The organism is Gillisella taibaishanensis, from assembly GCF_001938985.1.
GTDB classification, from domain to species: domain Bacteria; phylum Pseudomonadota; class Alphaproteobacteria; order Rhizobiales; family Rhizobiaceae; genus Allorhizobium; species Allorhizobium taibaishanense.
Genome location: NZ_MKIN01000013.1, coordinates 1 through 13332 on the forward strand (window position 1 = coordinate 1; position 13332 = coordinate 13332).

The window sequence follows — 13332 nt, forward strand, 5'->3', positions numbered from 1 at the left end:
CCGCACCAAACGCATCGACCGGCATGAAGTGGCCTCCATCGGTGGCAACCGTGCCGTGGAAGTCTCTGGCAACCAGAAGCACGAAATCGGCGGCTCGGTAAACACCGTCGTTGGCGGCACGGGACCGATGGCGATGCTCGCCATGGCCGGCGTGCAGGCACTGTCGGGCCAGACGGCCGGGCTGCTGGCCCAGGCCGCTCAGATCGCCGGCGGTGGTGGTCCCGGCATTGCCAGCTTTGCCACCACACTCGCCTCCTCTGCTCTGGGCTTTCTCGGTGCCGGCGGTCTTTCCGCGCGCGAAGGTGTCGTCTCCGGTCCGAGTCCACGCGCGGATGCCGGCACGGCGCTGGCTGGATCTGGCACCGGCGTTGGTTCAGATGCCTCCAGCCTGTTCCCGCTGCCTGGTATCATGAACACCATCGTCAGCAGCTTTAAGTCCGACAGCGTGGGTATTGCTCGTGCCGAGCAGATTGGGGTCAGCAAGGTGACGAATGTCGGAAGGACGTCGTTTGAGCACGTTGGCAAAGCTAAGAACACGACCGTTGGCGAAGAATACGTCATCGAGGTTGGAGACAGGATGTTGGTGAACGTTGGCCGCGAGCTGAAGATCACAGTTGGGAAGTCGGTTCTTGTCATGGATCGAGATGGGAATGTCAGCATTTTCGGAACCAACTTCGACTTCTCAGCGAGCGGTCCCGTCAAGATCAATGGACAAGTCATCGATCTGAACAAGTGAGGCTTGCGTCGTGTTATCGCGAAATCATACGCCGTTTGCCGCTATGGGATTTTCCCAGCTCCATCGTGACGGCCCTGAGATGGCCTGCATTGCTGTTCGCGGGTCTTTCGACGTTTTGCCCGGCGGAAAGCTGTCGTTGGCGGAACGCCAGGAACTGGTCTTCACTGACACTTACGATGGAGATCCCCACTATCGGTCGATGGTCCAGGCGACAGACCTGGTTCCCTTCAAACCGGCGACAGACGTCACGCTGATCGGAAGCGCTTTTCCTCCTGACGGCCGTCCTGCAACGGACTGGACAGTCTCAGTTTCCGTAGCAGAACGGATCCTCCGTCTACGTGTCCACGGCCCTCGCAAATGGCTGCCAGGATTGAAGCATCTGAAACCAAGCTGGAAGCTCGGCGCATCAGATCCTATTGAGAGTGTGCCTCTCGATTATCGATTGGCTTCCGGCGGCCGCTATATCGGCGATCCCGAGGGTGATGCAGATCGCCGCAATCCTATAGGCCTCGGCCTGTTGCATGGCGATTACAGCCGTTTCGCGCGGGTGTTTCCCGCGCCACAAATCGATAGCATAGACGCGCCGATTAAGGATCCCTATGACGCACCACAACCCCAGGGTTTTGGTCCTATCTCGCCGTGGTGGATACAGCGCCAGCAATTTGCCGGAACTTATGACGACGATTGGAAGCAGAACCGCCATCCAAGACTGCCGGCGGATTTCGATTATCGCTTTTATCAAAGCGCGCATCCTGGCTTGATCATGCCGGGCTTCCTGATTGGCAATGAACCGGTCAAGGTCGAAGGCTGCCGTCCAGATGGGGAGACTGTCACGTTCCGAGTTCCTGGAATTGCAATTATTGCCGACCATTCGTGGGACGACGGCCGGCAAGCCCGGACTCGTCTCAACCTCGACGGCTTGCACATGGACTTTCGAGGGCGGATGCTCAAGGTTGACGTGACATGGCGTGGATGGATCACAAGATGCCCGGCCTATCTCTCCGCGCAAATCAATGCGGTCGCCATTGAGGATGCCTTGGCCTATCCGACCTCCGATGAGGATGGACTGGCAGACGATATCACCACGCGGGAGGGCGCCACATCATGAGCCTCCCCAGAGAAGGATCGCGTGAGATCGGCCAAGGGATAGTGGTCTCCATTGCTCCGGATGTCTGCCTGACACCGATCGGCTCTTCCATGGTACCGGTCCCGTACGGGCTGATTGCTTACCAGAATATCGATCCTGCGAATATGGCGAACTCGGTGCGCCAGACAAGCCTTGTCTCTCATGTGAAGTCATCGTTGATCACCAAATCGTTCGGTGACGAGCCTGGAACGGGCGGGGGCGTGAAATCGGGAACGACGGGTGCGGAGTGCGAACCTAAGACCTACTCCTCCACCGTATACGCCGAGGGACGCAATATGGTGCGTTTCGACGACGAGTGGTGGATGAACCACAAGAACACCGTCGGGCGGCTGATCTACACCGACGACCTGAATCAATATCCCGGCCCTCCGGAATCCAACACCCAATATGCCTCGCTTCTATGGCCCGAGGTCAAGCAAGCGACAGCGGGTAATGCCGACCAGCCGCCAATCCAGTTGGCGCAGATGGCGCCGCCGATCGCCGGTCCGCTCGGCGGTCTTGGCCGCTTCGGTCCAATGTTCGAAACGATCCCGCGCACCGGCCCGACAGATGTGGTGCCGCCGATGCCATTTCGGGACCTTACTGACGAACAGATCGAAAACAAGCTGGACGAAAAGCTGCGTCCCAAAGAGATGACGACGCAACCGGAGCCGGACAAAACGCCCAAACCTGAAAAGGGGGAGGGGCCATTGCCGGTTCCCCCGTTCACGGACGGAAACCGAACCAGCAAACGTTGCCCTTCACGACGCATTTGCTTCAACCGTAAGAATTACGACCGACAGGAATATAATCGCCAGCTCCAGCTTCAGCAGGACGCTATCAATGCGAAGAGCCCAGCACAAAATGTGACCGACATCGACAACTACAGCCCGAGCTTGCGCCAGATTGCGCGGCCGGCGCAGGAGCGCGCGAAGTCGAAATATATCCAGGACTATCGTGACAGTTTCACGCAGCAATATGGCCCGGAGGCGTGGGATGACCACATCAATAGTCTTGCAGCAATACATCGCCTTGATATGGTCGCAGGAGGGAACCCTACCGACATCGCAGGAATGGGCAACAAAGAGATCAATTCTTCGATTGGCCCATCCTGGAACCAGGCAGAAGTATCCGGCATGTTCAATCCGTCTCGAAAGGAAGAGCTGCGGTCCTATGCCGCCCAGATGCGGGATCGCGGGTGTCCGATGCAGGTGTCGTTGAGCACGTGTGACGGGATGGAGGCCTGAGTAACATGACAAAGCTGCCGAACCAGCAAAGGTGCTGACTATGCCGGAAATTGATATGTTCGCTTACATGATCAAGAAACTGGGTGAACCAGAACAGGCCCAGATCGTCTCTAAAGAAGAAGCCGATTCCTATCGAGGACGCCTGCCCGATGCTCTATTGAATTTCTGGCAGGAACATGGTCGAGGCTCTTACAAGGATGGCACTTACTGGATCTGTGACCCGGCTCCGTATCGCGGTGTGATTGACGAAATATTCAAATTCGATCCGAAATACAGACCGGAAGAAATGACCGCGATAGGCTATGATGGTTTGGGTGAATTGTGGATCTGGCACAGGGAGTTCTACGATATTACGGTCACCCTGAAATTAAGTGAAGTATCCAATCCGCCAGATTCATCCCGCACCGATAGCAAAACGGGCGAGAAGTTTTCTCCGGATTTTTCGATAGGAACCTATATCGCCAGCATCAGAAATTACGATCCGCCCTGCGACGACGACGGCGAACCATTGATCCCCCAAGCCATCGCACGCCTCGGCCGGTTAAACCACGACGAGATTTACGGCTACGTCCCGGCCTTGATGCTTGGCGGCCAGAATATGGCAAGCAGCCTGCAGAAATTCAGCGCTCCCGAACACATGATGTTCCTCGCATCATTGCAACCTCTCGTGTTGACGGAACTAACGCCGCCAGAACCAGGCCATCCTTACGGTCGCGTCGTTCCGGTACGTAAAGTCGGACGGCAGTGAGTGATGCGCCGGCCGCAGCCCGATCATAATCGAGAAGATCGCTTCCACGATGAGGCGATGTACGCGATCAGTCGGCTAGACGTCGGCCGGCACAAGCAAGATGCCTGGATGGTCAACATGTCGCGCGGCGGCAAGTCGATCCACATGACTTTCAGCGACAGCACATACGGCGGAAGAGAGCAGGCGCTGGAGGTCGCTCAAGCCTATCGCGACGCAGTGCTCAGGGTCGTGCCTCCATTGACCAATAAGGACATGCGCATGTTGGTGCGCAAGAACAGGTCTGAAGGCAGCGAGGTGCCCGGCGTCTATTACAAAGAGTCGGATGAGCGTCGTCAATCCGGTGCTTGGATCGCAAGGATTGAACTGCCCGTCGACGAGAAGAAGCCCACAGGCGGAGGAAAGCGGCGGCGCAAATCCCTGACCCGTACCTTCAACGTTAGCAAATATGGTTATGACGAGGCACGCCGCATGGCAGAAGAAGAGCGTATGCGAATGTTGCTGGCCGTCGAAAACGGCGAAGATCCTGCCTTGCGCAGTCCGCAGGCCATAACGCTGCATCAAAAGCTGAACCGTGATGATCACGGTGATTAGCGATCAGAGGCGGCATTTTCCGACTGTGACTAACAGATTGTCATCATCCGAGAACCTCATTTGAGGAGGCCGTCGTAAATAGAGTGCGCTCACCTCTAGAACGAGTTTGAACTTTAGTCGGTCCAAAATAAACGCAGAAGTTGACGCCACTTACTGGACCCGCAACACTTTCTGTGCATGATTTGCCTGATGAGGGGCCTGCCATGCACGATGCTACTGTGAATCTCAGTGAAAATTCCGACGCGTCAATTTTCCAAAGCAACTTATCCGTCGAAGCTAAAATAGAGCGGGCGCGGACGGAATTGCTTGATCTAGGCGCCAGAAACCGGCTGCTGAACGTGCCGCGTTTTTCCAAAAGCGCAAGGACGGTCGACATAGTCGACGAGAAAGCTGCCGAAGTGTTTCGGATTCTCGTGACGGAAGGCAAGGCGATGACCTTCCTTGCAGGCGCGAAGGGGAAAGATTCTAAGGATGGTGTCGAGGACGAATCCTTGGCCGAACTCGCGCTTCCGGACGATGACGAACGCGACGAAACCGGCCGTCTCATCCGGCATGGCGATACCAAGCTTCAGACTAGGATGACGCCTAATGGCTTGCAAAAGCGTCTTCTCGATCTTTATCATGACGCTCGGACCTTGGAAGAGGAGCAAGGCGTCAACATTCTCTACATGGGACTTGGCACGCTTAAGTGGATCGATCCCAACAACACAGAGAACGAGCGCTATGCGCCGCTGATCCTCATACCGGTTTCGCTCGAGCGCGGCAGCGCCGCCGAGCGTTTCAAGCTTCGAGCCAGGCAGGAAGACTTTGCTTCCAACCTTTCTTTGGAAGCATTCCTTGATCGCATTCATAAGATCCGTATGCCTGAGTTCGAGGCGTCGGAGGAGTTCTCGTATGAGTCCTACGCAGCGAGAGTAGCCGAGGCTATAACCATCAAGCCCACGTGGTCTGTCCAGCCCGACGACATCACCTTGGGGTTCTTCTCGTTCGCGAAATTCTTGATGTACCGAGACCTTGATCCTAGTCTTTGGCCTGTCGGCAAGAAGTTCACCGATCGACCCCTGATCTCGTCATTAGTCTCCAACGGCTTTACCAGAAGCGAGGAACTGCTCGCGGAAGACGCCAATATCGATCCTCATATTTCTCCGAGCGAAATGACGCATATCGTCGATGCCGACAGTTCGCAAATGGTCGCCATACATGAGGCCCGCAGGGGCCGTGACCTTGTCATTCAAGGGCCGCCGGGAACTGGAAAGTCGCAGACGATTGCCAACATCATCGGCGCAGCGGTCGCTGATGGAAAAACCGTCCTATTTGTAGCCGAAAAGATGGCAGCGCTCGAGGTCGTGAAGCGGCGCCTTGACCAGGCGGGAGTGGGGGAGGCTTGTCTTGAACTCCACAGCAACAAGGCTAATAAACGTGCGCTGCTGGCAGACCTCCAGCATACCTGGGACCTTGGTGCGCCGAAGGGTGAGTCCGGCAACGCTCTCAACCGTCGCCTCACGGAAGCACGTGACAAGCTGAACGCTCATGCGACCAGAATGCATACGGCATACGAACCATATGCGCTGACACCGTTTCAGGTAATCGGTCACCTTTCACGCCTCCGGCGGCACGGACTCCCCCCTTCGGACGTCGAGCTAGCTACGGCAACCACTTGGAAGCCGGAAGATAAGGACCGTATCGTGATGCTGCTTTCCGAGCTCGCGGAAAGAGTAAGGGATATCGGTCTACCGACCGCTCACCCATGGTATGGCGTGGGGCTAACGGGCATCACACCGCTCGATCTCGAGCGCCTTACTGAGCGAATGAGAAAAATATCCACCGAACTGTCGCAGCTTGTTACGGACATGGAGATGGTTTCGAGATGCCTGGACCGCCAACCAGCGATCTCGATTGCAGCTTTTAAGGATGATGTCGCACTGGCTCAACGGATTGCATCGTGCCCGGATGGTGTCGATCCAGCGGCTCTCGCTAACGCTATATGGGATGTAGCGCCGGGCTTGGTCGTGAAGGCCGTTAAAGATGGAGCGCAATTCGCACGTCTGAAATCCGATGTATCTACCTTATTTGTCGAGGATGCGTGGAGAGCAGATACTTCAACAATGAAGGTGCAGTTTTCTCGTGTTCCAGGGGAGTTTCCTCCGGCCGGTTTCGAAACGATCAAGCACCTCGACAATGCTCTTCCTCGTTTTCTGAATGCCGCAAACGGACTGCGCGTCTTGCTGGGTGTCAATGCATCTCCAACGCTTGCCTCCATTGAACGGCTTCTCGTGATCGGCCAGCGCGTCGCCGAAGCTCCAGATGCCAGTCCCGACGCTTTCGTCGCCGCCATTTGGGAAAGAGGGCTTGACCAGGCGGGTGACCTCGCCGACGCAGTCGCGACATTCCGCCGAATTCAGTCCGAACTCTCCGGCAAGCTGTCCGATCAGGCTTGGGATATCGACCTCTCGTCCGCAAGGATTGCGGTCGCCATGCATGGCGAGAAGCTGTTCAAGTTCCTGAACGGTGACTGGCGCAAGGCTAAGGCGCTTCTGAAGACCATCATGCCTGAGACCCCCCCGGCGGAGACTGTTCGTATTCTTGATCTTCTTCATAAGGGCAAGCAGGCGCTGGCCGTTATAAAGGAGGGTGACACCCTCGGCCGTTCCGCCTTTGGTGCAGACTGGCGTGGCGAACGATCCGACCCGATGCCGCTAGAAAATCTCGTTCTCTGGATGAGAAGCCTACGGGGGGTCGGTGCAGAGGCAAGGCAGATCGCAAGCAGGCTGAGCGATAGGGCCTCCGTCTCTGCGCGGTGTGAACAGGTTCGGACGCTGTTCGGAGAGCTGCGTGGCCTCCTCGTCTCGGCGTGGACCGATCTAGGCGACGAAGCTGCAAAGCTGTTTGGCGACGCACCTGGAGTCGATGGTGTGGTTCTGACCGGAGCTTCGATAGTTTTTCGAGACCTTGCGGACGCCGACAAGACGTTCGCCACATTGTCGCGCTCACCACAGTCGGAAGCAGCGGTTCGAGTCAGTGCGCTCCAACTGCTTTCCGACGCGCAGTCTCTAAAAGCGTCAGTTGAAGGATACGAAAGCACTGGTATCGCAGCCTTTGCTCGACATTGGCGGGGAATAGATTCCGACTGGATGTCCCTAGCAAAGATAGTCGATTGGATTTCCAGGAATTCAGATATCAGACTGCTGGCGTCGCGTATCGAAAACCATGTAGACCTTGCAGAAGCGGCGCATAGAGCCGGCGAGGCTGGTGATGCAATCGCGATCCGTACCGGAGAAATCTTGGAATTTCTGCAGGCGAACCGGGCAATCGTCCTAGGCGCGGAGAGCGTGAACGACACGGCGGTCGAACGTGTTCGATCGAAGATTGACCGCTGGATCGCGAACGATGAGCAGCTTTCTAAATGGGCCGCCTACAATGGTCGCGCGCAAGCGGCGAAGGAAGCGGGCGTTGGGCTCATCGTTGAACGGTTGGACGACGGACGAGTACAGCCCGACGCTGTCCTTCCATATTTCGAGATGGCATTCTACGAGGCAGTGCTACGAGATCAGCATCGGCAGGATCCGGAACTTCTTCGGTTTGACGGGGAGGTCCACGGACGTCTGGTAAGCGAATTCGCGACGCTTGATCGTAGTCGGATGGCCTTGTCCAGGCTGGAAGTCGTCCAAGCGCATCACAAAAAAATTCCTGCTGTCATGGGTATTGGTCCAGTCGGCGTTCTGCGGGGTGAGATGGCTAGGCGAAGCCGTCATATGCCCATCCGACAACTGATGCAGAAGGCGTCTCCGGCTATTCAAGCGCTCAAGCCGGTTTTCATGATGAGCCCGCTCTCGATCGCCCAGTTCCTGCCGCCGGGGGTGTTGGAATTCGATCTTCTCGTCATGGACGAAGCCTCTCAGATTCAGCCAGTCGACGCTCTTGGTGCAGTGGCCCGCGCGAAGCAGGTGGTCGTCGTTGGCGACGAGCGTCAGTTGCCGCCGACCCGCTTCTTCGCAAAGATGACTTCGGGGTCTTCAGATGAGGATGACGATCAGGACGGCGCGCAGGTCTCCGATATCGAGAGTATTCTGGGCCTATTTTCTGCCCGTGGGCTTCCTGAGCGAATGCTCCGCTGGCATTATCGGAGTCGTCACCAGTCATTGATCGCGGTATCGAATTCGCAATTTTACGATAGCAAGCTGTTTATCGTGCCAAGTCCTTACACTCAGGAAGCTGGGATGGGACTCCGCTTCCATCATGTTTCAGGCGGTGTCTTCGAGGACGGCGTGAACAAGACGGAGGCAAAGGTCGTCGCGGAAGCTATCATCCGGCATGCACTGGAAAATCCTAAATTCTCGCTCGGTGTCGCGGCCTTCTCCATTAAGCAGCGGCGTGAGATCCAGGATCAATTGGAACTGCTCCGGCGCCTGAATCCTCAGACTGAAGAGTTCTTCCATGCACACCCTAACGAGCCCTTCTTCGTCAAGAATCTCGAAAACGTTCAAGGCGACGAGCGTGACGTTATCTTGATTTCAGTCGCGTACGCAAAAAACGCGCAGGGTTTCATGGGCATGCGTTTTGGGCCTCTTGGCGCTGAGGGTGGCGAGCGTCGTCTAAACGTCTTGATCAGCCGCGCCAAGCGGCGCTGTGAGGTTTACGCATCGATCACGGATGAGGACATTGATCTCGAACGCGGCAAGGGGAAAGGTATATTCGCGTTCAAGCTTTTTCTGCACTATGCCCGGACCGGTCGCCTGTCGATGAGCCAACGGACGGATCGACAAATGGACAGCGTGTTCGAGGAGCAGGTCATGGGCGCTCTTCAAGAGCGTGGCTATCAGGTTCATCCTCAAGTCGGCATCGCAGGTTTTTTCATCGATCTGGCCGTCGCCGATGCTAGCGTTCCCGGCCGTTACATTATTGGCATCGAATGCGATGGCGCAGCGTACCACTCGTCTCGGTCTGCTCGTGATCGCGATCGGTTACGTCAAGCTGTGCTGGAAGACCATGGTTGGACAATTCATCGGATCTGGAGTTCCGATTGGTTCCATCGGCCGAAGACAGAACTCGAGCGCTTGATCGCCGCAGTCGAACAGGCAAAGGCTGACGCCCAAGATAGCCAGACCGGCCAGCAACCCGCTTCACGTGCGGTGCCCGTGGAGGTGGTTACAATAGAGCGGGCCAATGTCACGGAAATCGGGCTGCAGGGTATTTCGCAGTCCGTCGGCGGCAACGTTCTTTACAGCGAGGTGCAGCTTCGTCCGAATGTAACGACCGAACTCCACGAGGCGCCGATCGGAATCGTTCTCTCCCTTGTAAAACAGACAGTGCAACGAGAGAGCCCGATCCACAGGGATGAAGTGATTACGCGCATCCGGACCGCATGGGGACTGCAACGCGCTGGGAACCGCATCGAAACGCATATCGGTTCGGCCATAGAAATCGCGCTTCGCTCCGGCGAAATCGTAAGTGCTGATGGGTTCCTTTCATGGGCCGGTGCTGCCATCGTTCTGCGCGATCGAAGTGCTGTCATATCGCCAAGTTTGCGGAGGATAGAAATGATCCCGCCGCAGGAAATCGACCAGGGATTAAAGGACATTATAGGAGCCAGCCTAGGGGCTACTCCGGACCAAGCGGTAAATGCCGTTGCGCGAGGGCTCGGTTTCAAGGCTACAAGCGCTCAGTTTCGGACGCTCGTGCTCGACCGTATAGAGGCTTTAAAGAACGACGGCCTCCTTTCGGAGGCAGACGAAATGCTGATCGTAGCCCAGTAGCTCAAACCTGGATAGCTTGTATCGCCGACTTTGTCCTGAAGGGCATCCGGTGCGGCCGATGCCAAGGTAAAGGTTCGATGCGACCTACCAAATTTTAACGGGCCGAAGCGAATCGCTGTTGACTCTGTAAAATTTGTTCTTACTTTGTTCCATATGATTACGATCCGTCACATAGCACGAATAGGTTGAACGGAAAGCCGCCCGAGCGGCAACCGACTTCTATTTTTGTTATTCTAGGACGATCATGATGAGCTATTCGCACATCGATATCCGGGCAGCGCTCAATGCCGCCTATGAACAAGCTTCAAAGCAGATTTTTTATCCAAGGAGCACAGTTCGTTGCTCCGCTGATCCCATGTTCCGCTCGCGCCTCGCTCGAGATCTTGGATGCATCCTTGACATTGACCCGAATGTCATCGCGTGGCTCTGCCTCCCGCTGCAGTTCGACACTGAACTCGGACCACATGTGCCGGACTTCTTTGTCGAATACGAGGGAGGCTTAAGATTTTGCCTCGATGCGGTTGAAACGCTAGAGCTCCCCGAAATCAGGGAAGGGGCCGCCCTTGCCGGTCATCGCTATCGCGGCGTGTCGCGTGCCGAAATTCAGGCTGGCTATCGTTTGGCGAATGCGCGCGACATGCTGCGTTACGCAAAAACAAGGACACCGCTCAACGACCGCCTGAGACTGCTTTCTATGCTGGAGGAGGTCGGCTCAATGACGATCGCGGAGTCGTTCGGAGTGTTCCGGGAGGTGCAGCCGATGACCGGCGTCTCCTGGATGGTACTGCATAGACTGATCACGGTCGAACTCGACGATGCGATGCTCTGCCCAGAGACGGTCATTCGTCGGTTTCAGCGGTGAGGGGGCGGTCATGGATCATCGAACAATCGGTCGCCGAACGGTGACGCTTGAACGATTAACATACGGAATCGCGCTCAGAGAGGCTCTTAGGCTCAGTGGAATGTTTTTCCCGAAGGCAGTGGGGCGACAAGCCGTAGCCGTTCTTCGCCTGCCTGTTGGATCAAGAGTGGAGGAATACGAGGCCGCCGCCACAATCCTGCTCGCCGGTATCCCAGAACTGGCCAAAGCTCTCGTCACTGGGCCGAAGATCAGTAAACGCCGCGAACCCGATGTCGAGGGAATTTTAAACATGTTCCGGCAAGCATCTGTCCTGGTGATTCTGTGGCCTGGCGAACATAATGTTCCCAGCAACGTCGCGGCTGCGTGCGACCGGATCGTCGATGTTGACCCCGTGCGACCGGCACATCTCGTTGCCGCCGCGAAATCGTTATCCGGGCAAGTCGTTGATCTGGACGATGCAAAGAAGATGTTGGAATATCCGATCTCCCTGATGTTCTCGGCGTTTCGACCTGGAAGGTCGGCAGCAGACGTGGTTCGGAGGCTTGCCGAGACAACAGTACAAACGTCCGTACCTACCGGGCCTACGCTGAAAAATATGGTCGGCTATGGTGAGGCCCAATCCTGGGGCCTTTCACTAGCCAAAGACCTGCATGATTGGAGGAACGGAACCCTTCAATGGACTGACGTCGACCGAGGCCTTCTTTTGAGCGGAGCTCCTGGGACGGGAAAGACGACCTTCGCGGCGGCCTTGGCTAGTACGTGCGATGCGAGTTTGACCGCAACATCGGTCGCGCGTTGGCAATCATCGGGGTATCTTAGCGACGTGCTCTCTGCCATGCGTCGCAGCTTTTCCGATGCGATCGCCGCGAGACCGACTATTTTGTTCGTAGATGAGATCGACGGCATTAGCGACCGCAGCCGCCTTTTCGGCAATGAACATGAGACATACTGGAATCAGGTCATCAATCTCTTTTTGGAGCTTATCGACGGTTCGGAACGCCAAGAAGGGGTCGTTATCGTCGGAGCGACCAATCACCCTGACCGTATTGATCCTGCCTTGAGACGGGCGGGACGGCTAGATCGACACATCGAGATTCCATTGCCCGATCCCAACGCGAGACGTGAACTCGCAAGAACATATTTCGGAGGCGGCTTGACTGAAGGAGACCTCGATCAGATTGCTGCGGCGACGACGGGCTTCACGGGTGCCGATTTCGAAAGGGCCGGTCGTGATGCCCGGCGCGCTGCGCGCCGCGGTAACGGCATCATCTCTGTCCAAGAAGTATTGAGCGCCTTACCGCAGCCTAAATTGATTGTCGGACAAGAGCGGCGGATGGTGGCAATTCATGAAGCAGGTCACGCCGTTGTCGGTGCTCACCTTGGGGTTGGCGTCCTGCAGGCTGTCGCGGTTCCATGGGAAGTGAGGCCGCCGCAGCCTCTCGGTGCCGCAATCTTCCAGATTGATCAGCGTAGCTTCTGGCATCGGCAACAGTTCCTTGATCATATCGCTATGACACTCGCCGGTCGGGCCGCCGAAGAGGAAATTCTTGGTCACGCCTATGAAGGCGCCGGCGCGGCCGAGGGCTCTGATCTTCACGTGGCAACCGACGTCGCAACGGTACTGGAACTTCAACTTGGGATGGGTGAGGGAGTTGCGCATTATAACTTGCGAACGATTGCCCAGCGTGACGCCCTTCGCTGCAAAAATCCTGAAGTCGCCGAACGTGTGGAGCGGGTGCTTTTTAGGGAGATGGCGCGAAGCCGAGAAATCATCAGAGGATTTCGACCGTCTGTCGAGAAGATCGCGGACATACTCGTCGAGGAGGCGTCTGTCACGGGCGAGGACGTCCGGCGTATTCTGAAGGAGGCATCGCGATGACACCGGAATACACAGCGGATGATGCCGACTGGAGGCTTGTCGTGCGTGGTGTGAAAGTTCGCGGTACGCCCGAAGGACGAACGCTTGTGAAAAAAGCAATCCTTCAGGCCAGCGGAATTCCGCTTCGCGTTCGTGAGGCGCGGCGACGGCTCCTTATCTTGACGACTTCAGCCTCCCGAGGTCGGCCCACAATGATCGAGGGGGAGTGCGGGCTGATCTGCATGATCGCCCTCGATGATCTGGTGGACATCGTTGTCGAGAGGGGGCCGACGCTTGCACAGGTGATGGATGCAGCAGCTCTAGGCCCCAGGATGTCAATCGGCGCGGAAAGTTAACCCCCTATCGGCGTCCAATATTGACCCCCATGTTGACGATCAGCACCTGGGTCGC

At 56.6% G+C, this 13332-nt stretch carries 8 protein-coding genes and 1 pseudogene; all 9 read left to right on the plus strand.

What is annotated here, in order from left to right; genetic code table 11:
- A pseudogene (locus BJF91_RS00160) lies at nt 1–736 on the plus strand (type VI secretion system tip protein VgrG); the annotation flags it as partial.
- A gap of 79 nt (nt 737–815) precedes the next feature.
- Nucleotides 816–1844, plus strand: coding sequence for a DUF2169 family type VI secretion system accessory protein (locus tag BJF91_RS00165; RefSeq protein WP_234801495.1), 1029 nt, complete (start codon nt 816–818; stop codon nt 1842–1844).
- Nucleotides 1841–3109, plus strand: a complete 1269-nt coding sequence (locus BJF91_RS00170; protein WP_083942998.1) for a PAAR-like domain-containing protein — start codon at nt 1841–1843, stop codon at nt 3107–3109. The genes BJF91_RS00165 and BJF91_RS00170 overlap by 4 nt, the downstream gene beginning before the upstream one ends.
- 40 nt (nt 3110–3149) lie before the next feature.
- Nucleotides 3150–3857 (plus strand): GAD-like domain-containing protein, encoded by a 708-nt coding sequence (locus tag BJF91_RS00175; RefSeq protein ID WP_075612475.1) that lies wholly within the window; start codon nt 3150–3152, stop codon nt 3855–3857.
- A 3-nt stretch (nt 3858–3860) separates the two neighbouring features.
- Entirely contained in the window at nt 3861–4448 is a 588-nt protein-coding gene (locus BJF91_RS00180; protein WP_075612476.1) for an AP2/ERF family transcription factor, read from the plus strand.
- 203 nt (nt 4449–4651) lie between these two features.
- Entirely contained in the window at nt 4652–10201 is a 5550-nt protein-coding gene (locus BJF91_RS00185; protein ID WP_075612477.1) for a DUF3320 domain-containing protein, read from the plus strand.
- Between the two features lie 244 nt (nt 10202–10445).
- Entirely contained in the window at nt 10446–11063 is a 618-nt protein-coding gene (locus BJF91_RS00190) for a hypothetical protein (RefSeq protein WP_139310538.1), read from the plus strand.
- Nucleotides 11064–11073: 10 nt separating this feature from the next.
- On the plus strand, nt 11074–12942 hold the full coding sequence (locus tag BJF91_RS00195) for an AAA family ATPase (protein ID WP_075612478.1): 1869 nt from the start codon (nt 11074–11076) through the stop codon (nt 12940–12942).
- Nucleotides 12939–13277 (plus strand): hypothetical protein, encoded by a 339-nt coding sequence (locus tag BJF91_RS00200; RefSeq protein WP_075612479.1) that lies wholly within the window; start codon nt 12939–12941, stop codon nt 13275–13277. Before BJF91_RS00195 ends, BJF91_RS00200 begins: the two co-directional genes overlap by 4 nt.
- The last annotated feature ends 55 nt before the right edge of the window (nt 13278–13332 follow it).